The organism is Arcticibacter eurypsychrophilus, assembly GCF_001730525.1.
In the GTDB taxonomy this organism is placed as follows: Bacteria; Bacteroidota; Bacteroidia; order Sphingobacteriales; family Sphingobacteriaceae; genus Arcticibacter; species Arcticibacter eurypsychrophilus.
In genome coordinates this window covers 21,746-42,497 of the sequence record NZ_MDFN01000006.1, presented here as the reverse complement: position 1 = coordinate 42,497, position 20,752 = coordinate 21,746, and the positions used below count along the sequence as shown (strand labels likewise).

15 protein-coding genes are annotated in these 20,752 nt (G+C 39.7%); 11 read left to right on the top strand and 4 right to left on the bottom strand.

Translation table 11 applies throughout. The features are described 5' to 3' along the window. Positions 1-48: 48 nt before the first annotated feature. On the bottom strand, positions 49-621 hold the full coding sequence (locus BFL47_RS04820) for an RNA polymerase sigma factor (RefSeq protein WP_069658679.1): 573 nt from the start codon (positions 619-621) through the stop codon (positions 49-51). A 296-nt stretch (positions 622-917) separates the two neighbouring features. On the opposite strand from BFL47_RS04820, the gene BFL47_RS04815 reads away from it, so the two are divergent. Next, positions 918-2,054: a TlpA disulfide reductase family protein gene (locus BFL47_RS04815; protein ID WP_069658678.1), complete on the top strand. Its 1,137-nt coding sequence runs from the start codon at positions 918-920 to the stop codon at positions 2,052-2,054. Positions 2,055-2,307: 253 nt separating this feature from the next. Here BFL47_RS04815 and purD read toward each other — a convergent pair whose 3' ends face one another. Beyond that, positions 2,308-3,582 (bottom strand): phosphoribosylamine--glycine ligase, encoded by a 1,275-nt coding sequence (purD, locus tag BFL47_RS04810; protein ID WP_069658677.1) that lies wholly within the window; start codon positions 3,580-3,582, stop codon positions 2,308-2,310. A gap of 223 nt (positions 3,583-3,805) precedes the next feature. Between purD and secA the strand changes: the two genes are divergently transcribed. The 6 genes from secA to BFL47_RS04780 are packed head-to-tail and all read left to right on the top strand — an operon-like array spanning position 3,806 to position 12,677. After that, on the top strand, positions 3,806-7,117 hold the full coding sequence (gene secA / locus BFL47_RS04805) for a preprotein translocase subunit SecA (protein WP_069658676.1): 3,312 nt from the start codon (positions 3,806-3,808) through the stop codon (positions 7,115-7,117). Between the two features lie 6 nt (positions 7,118-7,123). Continuing rightward, entirely contained in the window at positions 7,124-8,308 is a 1,185-nt protein-coding gene (locus BFL47_RS04800) for a M20 metallopeptidase family protein (protein ID WP_069658675.1), read from the top strand. 25 nt (positions 8,309-8,333) lie between these two features. Then, complete coding sequence (locus BFL47_RS04795; protein ID WP_069658674.1) at positions 8,334-9,272, top strand: hypothetical protein; 939 nt, start codon at positions 8,334-8,336, stop codon at positions 9,270-9,272. 54 nt (positions 9,273-9,326) lie between these two features. After that, complete coding sequence (gene dnaG, locus BFL47_RS04790) at positions 9,327-11,237, top strand: DNA primase (protein ID WP_069658673.1); 1,911 nt, start codon at positions 9,327-9,329, stop codon at positions 11,235-11,237. Beyond that, positions 11,237-11,596 (top strand): YraN family protein, encoded by a 360-nt coding sequence (locus BFL47_RS04785; protein ID WP_069658672.1) that lies wholly within the window; start codon positions 11,237-11,239, stop codon positions 11,594-11,596. The genes dnaG and BFL47_RS04785 overlap by 1 nt, the downstream gene beginning before the upstream one ends. 22 nt (positions 11,597-11,618) lie before the next feature. Then, positions 11,619-12,677 (top strand): glutaminyl-peptide cyclotransferase, encoded by a 1,059-nt coding sequence (locus BFL47_RS04780; protein ID WP_069658671.1) that lies wholly within the window; start codon positions 11,619-11,621, stop codon positions 12,675-12,677. 232 nt (positions 12,678-12,909) lie between these two features. Here BFL47_RS04780 and pgi read toward each other — a convergent pair whose 3' ends face one another. Continuing rightward, positions 12,910-14,556 carry a glucose-6-phosphate isomerase gene (gene pgi / locus BFL47_RS04775; RefSeq protein ID WP_069658670.1) on the bottom strand — a complete coding sequence of 549 codons (1,647 nt, stop codon included), beginning with the start codon at positions 14,554-14,556 and terminating at the stop codon, positions 12,910-12,912. A 73-nt stretch (positions 14,557-14,629) separates the two neighbouring features. Here pgi and prfB point away from each other — a divergent pair. After that, positions 14,630-15,707 (top strand): peptide chain release factor 2 gene (prfB, locus tag BFL47_RS04770; RefSeq protein ID WP_131679041.1). Its coding sequence is split into 2 segments (ribosomal slippage): positions 14,630-14,689 and positions 14,691-15,707, totalling 1,077 coding nucleotides; the frame shifts between segments, so codons are not numbered across the junction. A 29-nt stretch (positions 15,708-15,736) separates the two neighbouring features. Here prfB and BFL47_RS04765 read toward each other — a convergent pair. Then, positions 15,737-16,606 (bottom strand): transglutaminase-like domain-containing protein, encoded by an 870-nt coding sequence (locus tag BFL47_RS04765; RefSeq protein WP_069658668.1) that lies wholly within the window; start codon positions 16,604-16,606, stop codon positions 15,737-15,739. A 75-nt stretch (positions 16,607-16,681) separates the two neighbouring features. Here BFL47_RS04765 and BFL47_RS04760 point away from each other — a divergent pair, with 75 nt between their 5' ends. The 3 genes from BFL47_RS04760 to BFL47_RS04750 all read left to right on the top strand — a co-directional run bounded on the left by BFL47_RS04760 (position 16,682) and on the right by BFL47_RS04750 (position 20,590). Continuing rightward, a complete protein-coding gene (locus BFL47_RS04760) occupies positions 16,682-17,467 on the top strand; it encodes an O-methyltransferase (RefSeq protein ID WP_069658667.1) in 786 nt (261 codons plus the stop codon). 299 nt (positions 17,468-17,766) lie between these two features. Further along, positions 17,767-18,750, top strand: coding sequence for a hypothetical protein (locus tag BFL47_RS04755; protein WP_069658666.1), 984 nt, complete (start codon positions 17,767-17,769; stop codon positions 18,748-18,750). A 1,096-nt stretch (positions 18,751-19,846) separates the two neighbouring features. Continuing rightward, on the top strand, positions 19,847-20,590 hold the full coding sequence (locus BFL47_RS04750) for a hypothetical protein (RefSeq protein WP_139125762.1): 744 nt from the start codon (positions 19,847-19,849) through the stop codon (positions 20,588-20,590). Positions 20,591-20,752: the final 162 nt, after the last annotated feature.

Sequence of the window (20,752 nt, the reverse complement as noted above, 5' to 3'; positions counted from 1 at the left end):
ATGTGGGTTAATATTATATTAAGAAATTGTCAACAGGAAAATAAAGTACTAAAGGATCGGGTTACGGTTTGTGAGTGTAGCGCGAAGTTGTTTAACAGCCGAATACAGGGTCGTTTCTACTGTTCTCACTGAAAGGGTAAGGATTTCGGCAATTTTGTTTTTATCTAAATTCTCCACACGGCTCATTAATAATACTTCTCTTTGACGTTCAGGTAAAAGATCAATAACGGAAATGAGTGAATCATAAGACTCCCGGTTAGATATGATTTGAAAAGGATTGTCGTCCATACTAGACGTATTCTCATAAGCATCGAGCGTCTCCATAAATGCTATTGGAACTATCTTTTTGTTCTTTTGGTTTAAAGCCAGATTTCTAGCAGCGATAAATAAGTAGCTTTTTAAGTTATTGATCTCAGTTGAAGCTCTGTTATTCCAAATTTTAATAAAGAGATCCGCAATTATTTCTTCACAAACAGTCTTATCTTTTGCATAAATCACAATAAATGAACAAAGAGATTTGTAGTATCGTTCAAAAATAACTTCCAGTGCCACTTGCTTATTGTTTTGAATTAAAGCATATAGATCGGCATCCTGATACTGGCGAAACTTCTTTATTGACATGGCACAAAGATAAAATGCCAATGTTAGGTTAATATTAAGTTCATCACTGAATCGTTACTCCTACTTTTTTTTATTTCAATTTAAGATTGTTAATATGCTTAAAAACAATGTGTTGTAATTTAATTGTGGATTTAGTAACTAATTTGAATAGGAAGTAACATGCATGATAGAATGACTGGTTATTAAGGATTCTTATAAGTAGGATTATATCGGTTTCTAATTATAAATTGAATGAGTGATAGTATTAATTGCACTATTTAATCGAAAAATACGTTTTCTTTTAACAAATTTGGAAAATGAAAAAAACGTTGTTAATTACTTTTGCATTGTCACCTGTGATGCTTTTTGCACAGCAGGCTCCATATAAAGTTAAAGGATCAATAGGTAAATATAATTCGCCTGCCAAAATGTTCATGATCTATCGTGTTGCAGATCAGTCTATAACCGACTCTGCCGTCATGAAGAATGGTCAATTTGTTTTCAGTGGTGCCATTGCAGAACCGAGCGCAGGACTTTTGATTCTTGATTCCAAAGGAGTTGGTCTTGATTCATTGAAAACAGCAGGAAGACCTGACGTTACCTCATTTTATGTTGAAAAAGGGGAATATTCTATAGAAAGTAAGGACTCTTTATCTACAGCTGTAATAAAGGGCAGTAAGCTGAACACGGATAACCAACTTTTATCAGGTCGTCTTAAATCAATAAACGAAAGTTTTAAAACACTGAATGCCGAGTATCAAAGTGCTTCAGCAGAGCAAAAAGGAAATGCTGAATTTATGGGGGCTTTACAAGGCAAATTTGAGAAATTTACAGAGCAACAAAACGAAGTTATTAAACAGTTTATCAAGGAGCATCCAGCTAGTTTTGTCAGTGTAAATTCCATTCTTTCCCTGGCAGGAGAGGATCCTCAATATGGGGAATTGGATCCGTTAATTAAATCACTAAGTCCCGAACTGCAAAAAAGCGCATCGCTTCAGCCTTTGATTCAAAGTTTAGCATCACTTAAAAATACTTCAGTAGGTGCCACTGCAATCGACTTTGTACAAAATGATGTCAATGGTAAACCGGTTAAATTATCCGATTTCAAAGGTAAATATGTGCTGCTTGACTTTTGGGCATCATGGTGTGGTCCATGCCGGGAAGAAAATCCCAATATAGTACTTGCTTATAACAAGTATAAAGGCAAAAACTTTACTGTTTTAGGAGTTTCACTTGATCGTGAGAATCAGAAAGCGAATTGGTTAAAGGCCATTGAAACTGACGGTCTATTGTGGACACAGGTTTCTGATCTTAAATTCTGGAATAATGAAGTTGCCCGTTTGTATGGTATTCGGTCAATTCCTCAGAATTATTTGATTGACCCTACAGGAAAGATCGTTGCTGTAAACCTAAGAGGAGCTGCTCTGGATAAGAAGCTTTCAGAGATCCTTTAGAAACAAATAAATAAACAAAAAAGGCTGTTTCCTACATTGGGAAACAGCCTTTTTTGTTTATTAAGAATTTTAATGAAAATCCTTTTTCGTTTATTTATCTCTCTGAGAAATTCAAACAAGGAATCTACTTGAATATAATCGGCAGGTTCTTCGAACTTCCTAAATTGATACTCTATTTCAGATTGTGATTAACTGAATAAATGTCAATCATAACTCCGTTGTATCGATTTACCTGGCTCTTCCAGGTGATTACCTAAAGTAAATCGAACCCAATATCCGTACGGAAATATCGACCATCAAAGTAGATTCTTCCCGCATCGGCTACTGCCTGTTGCACAGCATCAAAAAGTGTATCCTGTAAAGAGGTGATGGCAAGAACACGGCCTCCTGAAGTTTTTACAATATTATCCTCTAAAATAGTTCCTGCATGAAAGGCAAGCGAGCCTCTTAAGTTTTCTATTCCCGAGATGGTTTTACCCTTTATATACTCCCCGGGATACCCTCCCGAAACTAACATCACTGTAGCTGCTGTTTTTTTGGAGATGACTAATTCTTTTTCAGCCAGGTTCTCATTGGCAACCCCTAGAAGCAGATCCAGAAAATCACTTTCAATCCGTGGAATAACACTTTCTGTTTCCGGATCACCCATGCGTACATTATATTCAATCACAAAAGGTTCGCCGTCAATATTCATCAAACCAATAAAGAGAAAGCCCTTATAATGAATCTGATCAATCTTTAATCCATATATAGTCGGTTTGATGATGTCATTCTCTACTTTAAGCATAAATGCTTCATCAGCAAAGGATACAGGAGAGATCGAACCCATTCCTCCGGTGTTTAAGCCGGTATCTGCTTCACCTATTTTTTTGTAGTCTTTTGCTTCAGGTAATATTTTATAAGAATGCCCATCTGTCAGTACAAACACAGACAATTCAATGCCGTCAAGAAATTCTTCGATCACCACTTTACTGCTCGCTTCACCAAATTTGGCATCCTGAAGCATGGCAATTAATTCTGTTTGTGCTTCTTCGAGCGTTTGACAGATCAACACACCTTTACCAGCAGCAAGTCCGTCAGCCTTAAGCACGATAGGAAGTTTATGCGTTTCCAGGTACGCCAGACCTTCGTTCAGCGAATTAACGGTAAACGTAGCAGATGCAGCAGTGGGTATAAAATGCCTGCGCATGAATGCTTTGGAATATTCTTTACTCCCCTCTAACTTGGCGCCTTCTTGCTGTGGCCCTATGACAGGAATTGCTTTTAATTCCGCATCAGCAAGAAAGAAGTCATGAATCCCTTTTACCAAAGGTTCTTCCGGCCCAACAATCACCATGTTTATATTATTATTTAATACAAACTCACGGATGCCATCAAAGTCCGTTGGTTGCAAGTTGACATTTTGGCCATACGCACCTGTCCCAGCATTACCTGGAGCAATAAATAATTCACTGCAGAGCGGACTTTGAGTAATCTTCCAGGCAAAAGCACTTTCCCTTCCACCTGAACCTAATAAAAGAATGTTCATGGAAGCAAATATATATATCTTTTATCTGCTGAATGCCTGATAACGTGGTTTTAAAATGGAAGGTTAATGTAAAGATGTTAAAAACATATAAAATAACACAAAGTAAGCACAGATAAGCATCTATATCAATACAAATTCACTAATTTTGCGTTATTATGTCAAATTGACTGATGAGGCCTTAATGGCGCAGTTGTTGGTCAACTAGAATTTATTCAAGATACACATGTTAGGATTTTTAAATAAACTATTCGGAAGTAAGTCTGATCGCGATATAAAACAAATTCAACCTCTTGTTGAACAGATTAAGGCTGTATATCCCAAATTAGCAACTTTGTCTGATGACGAGCTCCGGGAAAAGACCTCTTTTTTTAAGAACAAAATAAAAGAAGGATTAGCAGATATCGATCAGGAGGTTATAGACCTTAAAGAACAAGCCGAATCACCAACTCTTTCTGTAGATGCAAAAACTGATCTTTATGAGGCGGTAGACAAACTGTTAAAGGATCGTGATAAAGAACTTGAAAAGATTTTACTTGAAATACTTCCTGAAGGTTTTGCGGTTGTAAAAGAAACGGCAAGAAGATTTTCAGAGAACAAGAAGATTGTAGTTACGGCTACAGATTTCGATAGGGAACTGGCTTCCCGCAAGCCCAACGTGGTCATTGAAGGCGATAAGGCTATCCATAGTAATACCTGGCTAGCTGCTGGAACAGAAGTAGTATGGAACATGGTCCATTACGATGTTCAGCTAATCGGTGGTATTGTTCTTCATCAGGGCAAAATTGCTGAAATGGCTACTGGTGAAGGTAAAACGTTGGTTGGAACCTTGCCTGCTTACTTAAATGCGCTTGCCGGAAATGGCGTTCATATCGTTACGGTCAATGATTACCTTGCACGTCGTGACTCGGAGTGGAATGGTCCTTTATTCGAATTTCATGGTCTATCGGTAGATTGTATCGACAGACATCAGCCTAATTCTGAAGAACGCCGTAAAGCTTATCTTGCCGATATTACTTTTGGTACAAACAATGAATTTGGATTTGATTATCTGCGTGATAATATGACTCAAAATCCGGAAAGTCAGGTTCAGCGGAAATTGCATTTTGCAATGGTAGATGAGGTTGACTCAGTATTGATTGATGATGCACGTACTCCTTTAATTATATCCGGACCTATTCCTAGAGGTGATGAGCATGAGTTCTACGAACTTAAGCCAAGAATTGAACGTCTGGTTAGTGTGCAGCGTAATTATATAACCGGTGTTCTAAATGAAGCCAAAAAGTTAGTTGCCGAAGGTAAAACAGGTGCTACAGAAGGTGGATTAGCTTTATTGCGTGCACATCGTGGTTTGCCTAAAAACAAGGCATTAATCAAGTTTATGAGCGAGCCAGGTGTGAAACAGATCATGATGAAGAGTGAGAATTATCACATGCAGGATCAGAATAAGGAAATGCCAAACGCAGATTCTGAGCTGTACTTCGTTATTGATGAAAAAAACAACCAGGTTGAACTTACTGAAAAGGGAATTGAACTAATCACTACTTCTGGTGAGGATGCCGGCTTCTTTATTATGCCTGATGTCGGTACAGAGATTGCTGACATTGAGAAATCTAAACTAAGTATTGAAGATAAGATTGCCCAAAAAGAAGAGTTAATGCGAGATTTCTCCATTAAATCGGAACGGATCCACTCGGTAAATCAACTATTAAAGGCTTATACTTTATTTGAACGTGATGTTGAATACATCATCGACGAGGGTAAGATCAAAATCGTGGATGAGCAGACAGGCCGTATTATGGATGGTCGTCGTTATTCCGATGGTTTACATCAGGCAATTGAAGCAAAAGAAAATGTTAAGGTTGAAGATGCCAGTCAGACCTATGCCACTATAACCCTCCAGAATTACTTTAGAATGTACCACAAGCTTTGTGGTATGACAGGTACTGCTGTAACTGAGGCAGGTGAGCTTTGGCAGATCTATAAACTCGATGTTGTTGAAATTCCTACCAACGTACAGAACTCCCGCCAGGATATGGAGGATAAAGTGTTCCGTACGGTAAGAGAAAAATATAATGCGGTAGTTGATGAGATTACTGCTTTAACTCTGGCAGGCCGACCAGTACTTGTTGGTACTACATCTGTTGAAATATCCGAACTTTTAAGTCGTATGTTGAAACTCCGTGGTGTAAAACATAATGTACTGAATGCGAAAATGCATCAAAAAGAGGCTGATATTATTGCTGAAGCTGGTCAGGCCGGAACCGTTACTATCGCAACGAATATGGCTGGTCGTGGTACGGATATCAAGCTGGGTGTAGGCGTAAAGGATTCAGGTGGTTTAGCGATTGTCGGTACAGAACGACATGAATCAAGACGGGTTGACCGTCAGTTACGTGGACGTGCCGGTCGTCAGGGTGATCCCGGATCGTCTCAGTTCTTTGTTTCTCTGGAAGATAACCTGATGCGTTTATTCGGATCAGAACGCATTGCCAGTATTATGCAGCGTATGGGTATTGAGGAAGGTGAAGTGATTCAGCATTCCATGATTACCAAGTCTATCGAAAGAGCGCAAAGAAAAGTAGAAGAGAACAATTATGGTATTCGTAAGCGGTTGCTGGAATATGATGACGTAATGAACTCTCAGCGTAGTGTGGTCTATACTAAACGCCGGAATGCTTTATACGGTCAGCGTCTTGAAGTTGACTTAAGCAATACATTTTATGATACAGTAGAAGATATTGTTTCAGAATATAAAGAAACTGCGAATTACGAAGGTTTCCAGCTGGAAATTATCCGTGTCTTTTCTTTAGATGCTGAAATTGATGTGAAAGAGTTTACTGAAAACTCGATCGGCAAACTGACAGACCGTTTATTCTTAAAAGTATCTGATTTTTATACCCGTAAAAAAGATAGCATAGCTGCTCAGGCATTCCCGATCTTAGATCAGGTCTATCACGAGCGAGGCGATGTGATTGAAAATATCATCGTTCCTTTTTCCGACGGAATACGAAATATACAGGTTGCTTCAAATCTGAAGAAGGCAGTCGAAACTAAAGGACACGAAGTATTCAGAGTGTTTGAAAAGACAGTGGTACTTGCCCTGATTGATGATGCCTGGAAAGAGCATTTGCGTGAAATGGATGAGTTGAAACAGTCTGTTCAAAATGCCGTTTACGAACAAAAAGATCCATTGGTCATTTACAAAATGGAAGCCTTTAATCTGTTCAAACAAATGCTGATCTCGGTGAATAAAGATGTGGTCAGTTTCTTGTTTAAAGGTGGAATACCTATGCAGGAGTCAGAGGATGTGAAAGAGGCTCGTCCTCAGCCTAAGCAGGACATGTCGAAACTTAAAGTTTCTAAACCCCAGCTTGCAACGGTATCCGATGATCCTAATACAATAGGTATGGAAGATACACGTGAACCTCAGAAACAAATGCCTATTCGCGTAGAACAAAAGATCGGTAGAAATGATCCTTGTCCTTGTGGAAGTGGCAAAAAATATAAGAACTGCCATGGTGCAGGTCTGGAATAACAAACTATGTTAAAAGAAAAAATCCGGCAATTGGCGGAGAATATATACGGCGATGTGGTCTCACATCGCCGTTTTCTGCATGCCCATCCCGAATTATCTTTTCAGGAGTATACTACTTCTGCCTTTGTAAAGTCTTGCCTGGATGATTTAGGGATCAGCTGGCATCCATTAGCAGATACTGGTGTAGTTGGCCTCATCAAAGGTGATCTTCCTTCTGATGTGGTCATTGCCCTTCGTGCAGATATGGATGCGCTTCCCATTACAGAGAAAAATGAGGTCGAATACAAGTCGCAAAACGAAGGAGTCATGCATGCATGCGGACATGATGTCCATACTTCCTCTCTTTTGGGTACAGCCCGAATTCTTCAAACATTAAAAGCAGAGTTTGGCGGTACCATCAAGTTGATCTTTCAACCTGCTGAAGAAAAACTCCCCGGTGGTGCAAGCCTCATGATCAAAGAGGGTGTGTTAGAAAATCCAAGACCCGTTGCGGTTTTAGGTCAGCACGTGATGCCTTTAATCGACGCGGGAAAAATAGGGATCCGCTCCGGAAAGTATATGGCATCCACAGATGAGATTTACGTAACCGTGAAAGGAAAGGGTGGTCACGGTGCTCAACCGCACCAGAATATTGATCCTGTTTTGATTACCGCACACATTATTGTTGCCCTGCAACAGATCGTAAGCCGTGTTGCTGATCCTCGTCTCCCTACTGTACTATCATTTGGAAAAGTAATCGCAAATGGTGCCACGAACATCATTCCGAATGAGGTTTATCTGGAAGGTACATTCCGTACGCTTGATGAAGAATGGCGCTATGAAGCACATCAGCACATGAAAAAAATGGCTGAAGGCATTGCTGAGGCTATGGGTGGAACATGTGAATTCGAAATTGCCAATGGCTATCCATTCCTGGTGAATGAAGAGAAATTAACGGCCAGCGTACGCCTTTATGCAGAGGACTATTTAGGTAAGGAAAACGTAGAAGATCTTGATATATGGATGGCTGCGGAAGACTTTGCTTATTATTCGCAGGCTGCGGATGCGTGTTTTTATCGCTTAGGCATTCGTAACGAAGAAAAGAACATAATTTCTTCAGTGCATACCCCAACTTTTGATATTGACGAATCTGCATTGATCTGCAGTACCGGCTTAATGGCCTATCTCGCTGTGAAGCGCTTAGGTAATTAAAAATCATTATTCTAATAACCTAGCTATGAAAAGACTGATCTTGTTTTTTATTCTTGCCTCCTCTATTTGTCAGGCTCAGGAATTACAAAGATTCAACCCGGATACAGTTCTTACAATCAGACTTGATTCGGCAGTAAGTATTAAAGGGGAACGGATTAATGTGCAGATGTTCATTAATAAAGTAACCAGCGATACCAGCTTCTACGAGGCCTTCCGTAAAATGAAACAATATAGTTTCACTGCCGAAAACCGCATTTTTACTTTTGATAAGAAAAATCGGGTGGAAGGAAAAATCTACCGAAAGATCTTCCACAACAACCAGGGGAAGTATAAAATGCAGTACCTCGCTAAACAGGACAGTGGCAAGCTCTTTAAAAAGAACGGCAAGTATCAGCTTTATACCGTGGAAATGTTCGACTATATCTTCATGAACGCCTACAACTCTGATTTTGTGAAATCTGCACCTACAACGAGTGGCGACAAAAAAGGCAACGAGTCTTATAAAGACAAACTCAAAACTTTGCTGTTCACTCCCGGGCGACCGGTAAAAGGCGTTCCTCTTATAGGGAGCAAGACAGAGATTTTTAGTCCAAATATGAGACAATATTACGATTATACCTTTTTTAGTGGATCTTACCTCGATACAATTCCTATCTATACGTTTAAAGTCAAAGTGAAGGATGATCTATCCGGCTGGACAAAGAGCGGGTTAATGATCAAGGAGCTCAATACCATCTTTGATAAAAGGAACATGCAAATTCTGGGGCGCTCTGTCACCATGAATTATGGAAATATGGTGTTCGATTTTGACGTGAAGATGAATATAGAGATGGGCTATTTTGATCAGGGCGAAACCATCCTGCCTACTAAGATAACCTATGAGGGAAACTGGGACGTTCCATTTAAGAAAGAAGAACGGGCCAGTTTTCTGATTCTGCATAAAGGATATAAAAAAGAACATTAATACGTTCCTATATATCAGTTTATTTATAATTTAAAGCCGTATTAATTTCTTTTCATGATTCCTAAAGAGACTGTAGACAAGATCTTAGAAACAGCACGCATCGAAGAGGTGGTGGGCGATTTTGTGGCCCTTAAAAAACGAGGAACCAGTCTCATTGGTCTTTGCCCTTTTCATAACGAGTCCACACCTTCCTTTCACGTTTCAGTTGCCAAAGGGATCTTTAAATGTTTTGGCTGTGGGAAGGGTGGCGATTCTACGCGTTTCATCATGGACCATGAGAAATCTTCTTACCCCGAAGCGTTAAAGTACATTGCTAATAAATACAACATTGAGATTGCAGAGGAGGTTCAATCTCCTGAACGACAGGAGTCTGACCTTCGTAGGGAAGGCTTATTTGTAGTCACCACACGCGCAGCCCGCTTTTTTCAGGACAGTATGTGGACTTCTCAGGAAGGACAAACTATTGGCCTGGGTTATTTTAAAGAGCGTGGTTTCCGGGATGAAATCCTTAAAAAGTTTGAGCTGGGTTATTCTCCCGATTCCTGGGATGCCTTTATTACGAAGGCACTGCAGGAAGGATTTAATGAAAAAATTCTGGAAGATGCAGGTCTGGCTATCCGAAATGACAAAGGAAAGTTATACGACCGGTTCAGAGGCAGGGTCCTATTCCCGATCCACAGTTTTACCGGAAAGATTATTGGCTTCGGCGGACGTACTCTAAAAACCGACAAAAAGGTTCCTAAATACGTCAACTCTCCGGAAAGTGAAATTTACCATAAATCAGATGTGCTTTATGGTCTTTACTTTGCGAAGAAGGCCATCCGCGATGCGGATAACTGTTATCTGGTGGAAGGTTATGCGGATGTTTTATCCGTACATCAGGCTGGAATTGAAAACGTGGTGGCATCATCCGGAACGTCACTCACAACCGCACAGATTCGCTTAATTGGCCGGTTTACCAAGAATATTACTATTCTCTATGACGGTGATCCAGCAGGTATTAAAGCCTCTCTCCGGGGGCTTGATATGATTCTGGAAGAAGGATTGAATGTACGGGTTGTATTATTTCCCGACGGACATGACCCTGACTCCTACGTCCGCAAACTAGGAAGCTCCGAATTCAAAACTTACATAGAGAAAAACCAGAAAGACTTTATCCTTTACAAAACCTCCATCTTACTTAAAGATGCAGGCACTGACCCGATAAAAAGGGCAGGCGTCATCCGGGAAGTAGTTGAAAGCATTGCCAAGATTCCCGATAGTATCAAGGCTTCCGTTTTTATAAGGGAATGTAGCACGCTGATGCAGATCGACGAACGTGCATTAATTACCGAGCTCAATAAACTTAAACAGGGAAAGTATAAAGCTCCCCGACCCGATGAGCCGGATCAATTACCTCCGCCGGATGGAATGGAGTATGCAGATATTCCCAGTGTTTTAGCTCAGGTTCAGGAGCAGGAGGTAGTGCGGCTTCTATTGAATTACGGACATGAACTGGTAAATTGGGATGGCGTAACAGATACCTATATCGCTCCCTATGTGATCTCTAATATGAATGACGTGGTCTTTGAAGATCCCGTCTGTAAATCGATCATTGAAGAGTATGCAAAACGAATTGATGAAGGAGAGTTGCCTACGGTGCAGGATTTTATACAAAGCAGGGATCAGCACATAGCAGATATGGCCATCTCTTTGGTTACTTCTCCCTACGTTTTAAGTGATAACTGGTATGATAAACGGAAAATATTTGTCCGCAGTGAAACGGAAAATATGCGTGCAACCATACTCGGCGGAATCTTCCATCTCAAGAAGAGAAAAGTAGATGAAATATTGAAAAACATCAGGGATGAAATAGCCAAAGAACCCGATGAAGATAACCTGACTATTTTACTGCAGCGTTATATGCGTGTAAAGGATGTGGAGAAAGGAATTTCTGCGTTTTTAGGATCTGTAGTTGTAAAATAATGGCAAGCCACAATGAGCTTGGAAAACGGGGAGAGGAACTAGCAACGGAATATCTGAAGGATCTCGGATTCCGGATCATTAGTAAAAACTGGACTTATGGCAAGGCAGAAGTAGATATTATAGCTTCTTTTGACCGATACCTGGTCTTTGTAGAAGTAAAAACAAGATCAGGAACTGATTTTGGACAGCCTGAAGACTTTGTATCACCTTCGAAACAAAAGCGGTTACAATGGGCTGCTGAAGGGTACATTTACCAATTCAAGTACCAGGGGGAGGTTCGCTTCGATATTGTTTCCATCCTGTTTGATGAAACCGGAAAATTTAAAATTAATCATATAGAGGATGCCTTTTGGGGTTAAACATCCTTAAATAAGAATTGAAATGAGAAAAAGTGCTTTTTTGTTTGTTTTGTTTGCCCTTGGTTTCGCGTCCTGTAAGCGAGAAAACGCCACCTCTACCTACTTTGTATCACCCGAAGAAGGAAGTGCTGTAAAACAAGGTCAGGATCTTGTTTTGAAGTTATCCGGAGAACTCGGATCATTTGACTCGGTAAGGTACTTGTTGGATACAAACTACCTGGGCACTAAAACGGACACCAGTTCTTTTCGCAGTAGAACAGACAGCCTTTCACTAGGTATCAAGGTTATCGTTGCCCGTGTATTCAAGAACGGAGAATTTAAAGAAACGACCACTAATATTGTATTGCTTCCTTCAAAAGATCCGATAAAGTATTCGTTTGAAGTACTTCATGCTTTTCCACATGACACTTCTTCATATACCCAGGGACTTGAGTTCCATGAAGGAATTTTTTATGAGAGTGCCGGCGGTTATCCTACTGATGGAATCGGGTTCTCAAGCCTGCGTAAAGTAGAACCGGCTACGGGTAAAGTATTAAAAAATCTGGATATGCCTGCTACCATCTTTGCCGAAGGGTTAACATTGGTAGGAGACAAGTTGATTCAGCTTACCTGGGAGAACCATATCGGAATCGTGTATGAAAAAGATAGCTTTAAAAAAGTGGGGGAATTTCCTTATCAGGCCAGTTCGGAAGGCTGGGGACTCTGTTTCGATGGGCAAAGACTCTACAAATCAGATGGCACAAACCGGATTTATTTTTTAAATAAGGATACCTATCAGGAAGATGGATTCATTGAAGTTTACGGTCAAAGTGGTGCTGTAAGTGAGCTCAATGAACTGGAATGGATCGATGGTCAGATTTATGCTAATGTATATCAAAAAGACCGGATTGTGATTATCGATCCACAGAGCGGTGCAGTAGTGGGTGACGTTAATTTAAGCGGACTGCTCCCTGCTAAGGATCGTTTTGAAAACACTGATGTACTAAATGGAATAGCTTGGGACGCAAAGGGAAAGCGTTTATTTGTAACGGGTAAAAAATGGAATACGTTGTTCCAGATTAAGCTGGTTGAAAAGAAGTAAAAGTAAGTTATTTAGACAGCAAAGTCATTGTACCCTGATTAAACAACAGTAGTACCATCATTTAGGAAATCATACTATTCAGCGTACGTTTCCCAAAATAAAGGTGTGGGTTTGCAGATCCTTAAGCACATTAATATACATAACAAATCCTCAAAATAAAGCCTGAATGAGCTTTTGATTTTGAGGATTTGTTATGTGTTAAATTAATTTATTGTTTAAGGAGATTATTTCCTTATCTCCAGTTTTTATACAAATTGATCAATCCATTTGTAGACGAATCATGCGATTGAACCTCATCCTCACTTCTCAACTCAGGTAAAATCTTGCTGGCAAGTTGTTTTCCCAGTTCCACTCCCCATTGATCAAAGCTAAAGATGTTCCAAATGATACCCTGCACAAAAATCTTGTGTTCATACATGGCAATCAGCGATCCAAGTGTTTCAGGCGTGATTTTCTTCACCAAAATAGAATTCGTTGGCCTGTTACCAAGGAATACTTTGAAAGGAGCCAATTTCTCGATCTCTTCATCCGATTTACCCGATTCCTTTAATTCAGCAACCACTTCTTCCAAAGACTTACCGTTCATCAAAGCCTCTGTTTGAGCAAAGAAATTGGACAGCAACAAGGTATGGTGCTCTCCAAGAGGATTATGTGATTGCGCAGGAGCAATAAAGTCGCAAGGAATCAACTTCGTTCCCTGATGAATCAACTGATAAAAAGCATGCTGACCATTTGTACCTGGCTCGCCCCAAATAATCGGACCCGTTTCATAACTGATGTCATCACCATTACGGTCCACATGTTTACCATTACTTTCCATATCACCCTGTTGGAAATAGGCAGCAAAACGATGCATATACTGATCGTACGGTAAAATAGCGTTAGTTTCTGATTCAAAGAAATTATTGTACCATACACCCAGAAGACCCAATATTACCGGAATATTTTGTTCAAACTCCGTGTTCTTAAAGTGATTATCCATCGCATGAGCTCCTGCAAGCAAAGCTTTGAAATTCTGGAAGCCCACACCAAGGGCAATTGAAGTACCTATAGCACTCCAGATGGAGTAACGGCCACCTACCCAATCCCAGAATCCAAACATATTAGCAGTATCAATACCAAAAGCAGAAACTGCTTTCGCATTGGTAGATAAGGCCGCAAAATGTTTGGCAACGTCTGCTTCAGCAGCTCCGGCAGCCAGGAACCAATCACGCGCACTATGTGCATTCGCCATAGTTTCCTGCGTAGTGAAGGTCTTGGAAGCAATTAAGAAAAGGGTGGTTTCCGCATTAACCGTCTTTAATGTTTCTGCAATATGTGTACCATCTACATTGGATACAAAGTGTAAGTTCAGGTGATTTTTATAAGCCTTTAAAGCCTCTGTAACCATAACCGGACCAAGATCCGAGCCTCCAATACCAATATTTACGATATCAGTAATCGCTTTGCCGGTATAACCTTTCCATGAACCAGAAATTACAGCATCCGTAAATTGTTCAATTTTACCCAGCACTTCATTGATATCCGGCATCACATCTTTGCCATCAACCAACACTTCCGAATTACTTTGATTCCGTAAAGCAGTATGCAAAACCGCACGTCCTTCTGTTTCATTGATCGCTTCTCCGCTAAACATCGCGTCGATTGCTTCTTTCAGTCCGCATTCCGTAGTCAGCTGAATCAATAAAGCCATTGTTTTATCTGTTATTCTATTTTTAGAATAATCCAGCATGATATCATTAAACTGAACTGAAAATTTTTCAAACCTCGACGGATCTTCAGTAAACAAATCTTTCAGCTGCTTGCCGCTGACGTCAATGAAGTGATCTGTAAGGTATTGGAATGATTTTGTATCTGTAAAGTTTATTCTAGGTAGCATAAGTGTTATAATTTTAAGCGAATATAGGACTCCTTTTTTGATTTTCTTTTCCTTTATATTTTATCTTTGTGTTATGACTAAAGAGCAATTGCTGGATTTAAGGGATAGAGCAACTTCCCTGAGGAGGTACCTTTGACATTGACCGGAAGCTCGATGAATTACACCAGGAACAGGAGTTAACTTTAACGCCCGATTTCTGGGACAGACCAAAAGATGCGGAGAAAGTATTACACTCGATCCAGCTAAAGAAGGTTTGGACAGATGGTATCGTTAAAATCGATACCGCTATAGAAGATACCGCTGTGATGCTTGAATTTTTTCAGGCTGGTGAAGCAGATGAAGCGGAGCTTAAAACGCAATACACCGCGACATTGAATCAACTGGAAGAACTTGAGTTTAAAAATATGCTCAGTTCCGAAGAAGATCAGCTATATGCCGTATTGCAGATTACGCCGGGAGCCGGTGGAACCGAAAGTTGCGACTGGGCCTATATGCTGATGCGTATGTACATCATGTGGGCAGAGAAAAATGGGTATAAAGTAACTGAGCAGGATATGCAGGAAGGGGAGGTGACCGGAGTAAAATCTGTAACACTTCAAATAGAGGGTGAATTCGCTTATGGCTACCTGAAAGGGGAGTCGGGAGTACACCGGCTAGTCCGCATTTCTCCCTTTGATGCCAATGCAAAGCGGCATACCTCATTTGCTTCGGTTTACGTTTACCCTTTGGTGGATGATACGATAGAGATTGAGGTAAATCCTGCTGATATTGAGTTTGAAACTTTCCGTTCCGGTGGAGCAGGAGGTCAGAATGTAAATAAGGTGGAGACAGCCGTACGGTTATACCATAAACCCTCAGGTATCGTGATTAAAAATCAGGAGTCCCGTTCGCAGTTACAAAATAAAGAGAATGCCATTCGCTTACTGAAATCTCAGCTTTATGAAGCGGAGTTACGGAAGCGAAGTGAAAGTTCTGCCTTGATAGAAGGAGCGAAGAAGAAGATTGAGTGGGGATCGCAGATCCGTAATTACGTGCTCCATCCCTATAAGATGGTGAAGGATGTACGTACTAACCATGAAACTTCCAATGCGCAGGCCGTTCTTGATGGCGACCTGAATGATTTCTTAAAGGCTTATTTAATGGAATTTTAATTTTGGTATTAAGTGTCCGGCTTCTTAGATTAAAGAGCCGGACCTTGATCTTCTACAATTTTAAGCAGCTCGCTTACTTCCGCCACCTTATCTTCATTCCCTGATTTTTGGTATGAAGAAGTTAAATTTCGTAGCACTCTGCGGATAATGTCAGTATTGGAGCAAGCCTGATAATATTGATCTTCCAATGGCAGGTTTAACTGCTTCAGAAACGAATCCACATCCTTCTTACCGAATATAAAACCCTTGTTAAACGCATTGATGTAAAACAGCACTTCCTCAGTAGGGCTTTCATTAAGCGATTCGTCCACGTAAGCAAGAATAAAATGCTGTGGCAGATTGACACCATACACCGGAATATCAAGTTTCTGCGCAATGATCGAATAAATAACCGCTAAAGAAATTTGATTCCCTTTTTTACTTTCCAGCACCTGGCTGATATAGGAGTTATTCGGATCCTGGTGATTTCCCGTGTTTCCTGCAAAACCATACACGTTGTAGAATACATGATTAAACAGTTTGATTTTTTCTACCGGGCTCATGCTGTATAAAATTTGCAGCCACACCTCCCGTTTGATTTCTTCAATCTGGTAAACTATTTTCTGGGGGTCCATATCCGGATACTGATACCGGTTAATGATGATCATCCCATCCAGAATGTCAAATGCTCCACCTGTATACCAAAGGGTCAGGTCATTCTTGACATCATTAAACTGAATTTTATGAACCAGGTTTTCTATCCGTTGCTGCACCAGCGCATCAAAAGACTGCTCCCATGCCGATTCCAGGTACTCAATAATTCCATTTCCATAAGAAAGTAACCGCTCCTCCACGTTTTTGGACACCTGCTCATCAGGATCATCCAGCAACTTAACTAATGACTCTAACTCCTTATTCATTGATTTATGCTATTTTTGAGGCCATTTATGTTCTTATTCGATACGAATAAACCGTTTACCTGATTTTGTGCCTTCATGATTAATTTTCAACTACTCAAGTCCTACATCAAACACCGTTTAACAGCTAAAACCCGTCATGGTGTCCATTCTCCCTTTGTTTATCATTTGATTGATAAGGTGATATATGACTTCAAACCGCGTTCAGACTATAGCGAAATTGAGTTACTCCGGCATCAATTGCTGAAAGATAAACGCTTTATCACCATAACCGATCTGGGTGCAGGATCACATGTCAATAATAACAAACAAAAGCAAATTAAGCAACTTGCGAAAAATGCACTAAAAACACCAAAACTAGCACAACTAATATACAGATTAGTAAACGAATTTCAACCCGCTAATAGTATAGAGCTTGGAACATGTTTGGGTCTAACCACCTCATATCTTGCCAAAGCAGTGCCAAAAGGGAAGATTGTTAGCATTGAAGGGTGTCCGGAGACTGCTGGTGTGGCACGTGAAAACCTGCAATCGCTGCACATTGAGAATGCATCTATTTTGACCGGGAATTTTGATTTGGTATTTCCGGAAGTTATTGGAGGGTTGTCTTCAGTGGATTTGGTGTTTATTGATGGGAACCATAGGAAGCAGGCTACGCTGGATTATTTTAAGATTTGTTTGGATAAGGTTAATGAGGATTCGGTGCTGATTTTCGACGATATCTATTGGAGTAAAGGTATGGAGGAAGCGTGGGAGGAGATAAAAGCACATCCGGAGGTGACGGTTACGGTTGATCTGTTTTGGATTGGGCTTGTGTTTTTCAGGAAGGGACAGGTGAAGGAAGATTTCAAGGTGAAATTTTAGAGTTTGATACATTTCGTGTAAACCTGATAGTAAAATAGTCTAGTAAAAATGCAGTATGGATCCAAGTTGAGTCCAGTATTGCATAGCTCAAGTCGGACTTTCACGGGATTTTTATTAGTTTGTTTTTGCGATAAGTTGCAATCGTGTATTTCTGTTATGTTAAGGATTTTGACCTTCATCGAAATTTATAGCGTAACTTGGAAGAATTCGACGTATACGAGAAGAGTTCGGAAAAATTGGTCTCACTTTCGCTTTTGATATTCCTGAATCGTTCCTTTACCAGCATATATTTTAACGATATGGCTACAATAGATAAAAAAGGAATGGTACATGGAACTGCAGGTTCAGTGATTTACCGTGAGTACCGGGGAAAGAACATTATCCAGGGCAAAGCAAAGGCATTTAAGCAAACAGAAAAGACAATCAGGAGCGCTACTGAGTTTGGACTTTCAAGTTCTGTAGCGGCAGTGATTAGGAAGGCGTTTGAACCTGCTTATTTCTTTAAAGATGGGACGGCAGCATATAGGAGTACACAAATGGTATACCGGTCGATATTAAATAATGTAAGCGGAGAGAAAGGAAAGAGGGATTTGCATGACGGGGATCTATCCCTGTTACAGGGAATGGACTTCAATGCGAACAGCAAACTTCAAGAATTCCTGCAGATGAGCCACTCGGTAAGTAAGAATGCAGACGGTTTGGTCAGTGTTACATTGGGCTCTCTAAACACTCAAACCGACATCAAAAGGCCGCGAAACCTTAGTGGAGCTTATATGAAACACCGCATCAGGTTAATGCTGGTTGCATTTAACTTCAGGGAAGAGTATTATGAAAACCTGGGCTTTCAGGATATTGATCTGGAAGGCTATCAAACCATCGATGAACAGTTGATCACCTTTAACGAAATCGTTCCAGACGATTGCCTTGCAATGGTAAGCATGTCACTGATGATGTATTCTACTGTTAGTCAAACCAGTGAAAGTATCCTGCTGAACAGTGGAGAGTTTAGTCCATGTGCTATTATCGGTGCTTTTCAATCCGTAAAGCCATCTGATTACCCATTAAAAGAGGTTGAAAGGCAACCATCCAACTATCTCGGCAGGGAAGAAAAGATCTGTGAAATGTTTTACAAAGGGAATCTCCTGATGCTGGGACTGGTTTCCCGGTTTGGAAAACCGGATAAGTTGAACCCTAAAATGGTAAAATCAAAGCAGGTGATTCCAGATATTATGCCAGGAAAGCGAGTTTCATTCAAAAAGGTTGAGAGGTTTGGTTTGTTGTAGGCTGTTTTAATTTTGCAATGTACTGAGATTGTGAAGTCAACTTGATACAGGTTTGCTTTGCTTCACTTATTCCTCTCAGGAAAAGGTCTGTAATCTCAGTTCATGTTTAAGAAAGGAGCTATGATCCAATTATCTAACTAAGCGAAGCTGATTACTTGTCTAGGGTCGCCAATGTTGCTGCTTTTTTGTTCCAATTGTCCAATTCGAAGAATACCCTATGATAGCACTTTTATTATAATTTTTATAATCAATAAAGTGCTTGTTTCATCTAATTATAATTATAGTTTATAGGAAGGTTTATTTTATAATTATGTGGTCTTAACACATCTTATTCGTGAGGGTAAGCTTTATTGTATTTTGTTTTAAATAGTTCAATACACTGTTCATATCTATCATTTACTCATTATCAAAAAATATAATTACCGTTTGATTAATGAAATGAGTTCTTGATAATTGATAAAATCATGCTCCTATTCTCAATCTCATGACTCTAGAAATGAATTAACTAGTGTTTATTTGATCACAAAAGGAGGGAATAATGATAGAGGTAAAAAAAGAAATGTCAGTTTATAATCACATATAAAACCGTGAGTTTTATTTCCTTTAAAACATTATTAAGTGAAAACCAAAAGGAAAATTTAATTATTTCATGCTTATTGTTCTTTGCTAACGGCTGCCTCGAGTACAGACCTATTATTTTTCCCCCATCTTTCCATGCAGATGATCAGAGGCCGTAGACTAATTATGAGCGCTGTTGACCTTGTTTTGCTTTTTTAAAATTGAGCATTGATATATAACATTAGAATCGTTTATAACGAGAATAGTAAACAAAACTAAATAAAAAGAAGTCATACTATTTTATCAATGATACGACCGTTATTCGGTATAAATTGAGACGGGAATTTGATAAGGATTTCAAGTTTTTATCAACTAAGATGCATATCAGTCAATGAATCTAAGATGAAGAGCTGAACCCTTACATTCTCACTTTTTCACACTAATTTCCAATATAGCCAGTTTGATGTTACAACAATTTACATCTGGCAATAGTACAATGATAAAATTTTATTTTCGTAGAACAGAAACTAATATAAACATGAAAAAACACTTTATCCACTCTCTTGTCGCGGTAGGCTTATTGGCGACCTTGAACTCTTGTTCTAAAGAAGAACAAGTAGACCTTAAACCAGTAACGACATCGGCACATCCCTTAGACCCTGGGAATTTTGGTTATTATCAGGTGGAAACGGGTGAGAATTATCATTACATTGACTCCATTAGTGCTTTTTACCAAGCTACTAAAAACTATCTTAAGATGAAGCCACTGAGTTTAGAAAAGTACAAGAACAATGCTTTACTTGATTCCGTATGCAACAAAGATCTGGCTTTGTATTTCGAAAGTAAAGGAAAAAAAACTCATGACAAATCCGCTTTATGGGCTGTAGTACCACGCGTAACAGCTGAACATCCATCTATCGTTACTGTTAACAGTGCCGATCACATCTTTACTATTAAAATGTCAAAAATGGTGACTGCAATTGGACTTGAGATTAATTCACCTTACAAAGGAATAGGGCTTGGGGTAACTGTTAGTTTTTGGAACTCCAAGCTTAATCAAAGAGTACCTGAGGGTGGAGGCACCAGGTTCCTGAATGGCGGAGGTGGCGGCTTTAAAATAAACTTTGGCAAACCGGGTGGTGCCCACATATGGGGGATTGAAGCCACAAAACCCTTTGATGAAGTTAGGATAACGTTTGAATCGCCTATAGGCAGCGATCCGTCCCCTACTGGACCATTCGACATTTCCTTTTCTGGGTTTAGATATAAATTAGCAAAGTAAAAATCAATTTTTTACTAAAGAGGTCGTTTTCTTAGACAATGTAAGATAGACTCCTCATGAATTCATTTTGGCTGAATTTACGAATGTTTTAACCATTACAAATGTAAATTCGAAGGATTTGAATTACTGAACGAACTTATAAATGTCTGGATTTAGATAGTT

What these genes read in the sequence shown, in the direction of transcription:
- BFL47_RS04765 (WP_069658668.1), bottom strand. Translation starts at nt 16,606, where the DNA reads ATGAATAAGGAGTTAGAGTCATTAGTTAAGTTGCTGGATGATCCTGAT.
- BFL47_RS04800 (WP_069658675.1), top strand. Translation starts at nt 7,124, where the DNA reads ATGTTAAAAGAAAAAATCCGGCAATTGGCGGAGAATATATACGGCGAT.
- BFL47_RS04820 (WP_069658679.1), bottom strand. Translation starts at nt 621, where the DNA reads ATGTCAATAAAGAAGTTTCGCCAGTATCAGGATGCCGATCTATATGCT.
- BFL47_RS04750 (WP_139125762.1), top strand. Translation starts at nt 19,847, where the DNA reads ATGAAAAAACACTTTATCCACTCTCTTGTCGCGGTAGGCTTATTGGCG.
- pgi (WP_069658670.1), bottom strand. Translation starts at nt 14,556, where the DNA reads ATGCTACCTAGAATAAACTTTACAGATACAAAATCATTCCAATACCTT.
- BFL47_RS04815 (WP_069658678.1), top strand. Translation starts at nt 918, where the DNA reads ATGAAAAAAACGTTGTTAATTACTTTTGCATTGTCACCTGTGATGCTT.
- BFL47_RS04755 (WP_069658666.1), top strand. Translation starts at nt 17,767, where the DNA reads ATGGCTACAATAGATAAAAAAGGAATGGTACATGGAACTGCAGGTTCA.
- dnaG (WP_069658673.1), top strand. Translation starts at nt 9,327, where the DNA reads ATGATTCCTAAAGAGACTGTAGACAAGATCTTAGAAACAGCACGCATC.
- secA (WP_069658676.1), top strand. Translation starts at nt 3,806, where the DNA reads ATGTTAGGATTTTTAAATAAACTATTCGGAAGTAAGTCTGATCGCGAT.
- purD (WP_069658677.1), bottom strand. Translation starts at nt 3,582, where the DNA reads ATGAACATTCTTTTATTAGGTTCAGGTGGAAGGGAAAGTGCTTTTGCC.
- BFL47_RS04795 (WP_069658674.1), top strand. Translation starts at nt 8,334, where the DNA reads ATGAAAAGACTGATCTTGTTTTTTATTCTTGCCTCCTCTATTTGTCAG.
- BFL47_RS04780 (WP_069658671.1), top strand. Translation starts at nt 11,619, where the DNA reads ATGAGAAAAAGTGCTTTTTTGTTTGTTTTGTTTGCCCTTGGTTTCGCG.
- BFL47_RS04785 (WP_069658672.1), top strand. Translation starts at nt 11,237, where the DNA reads ATGGCAAGCCACAATGAGCTTGGAAAACGGGGAGAGGAACTAGCAACG.
- BFL47_RS04760 (WP_069658667.1), top strand. Translation starts at nt 16,682, where the DNA reads ATGATTAATTTTCAACTACTCAAGTCCTACATCAAACACCGTTTAACA.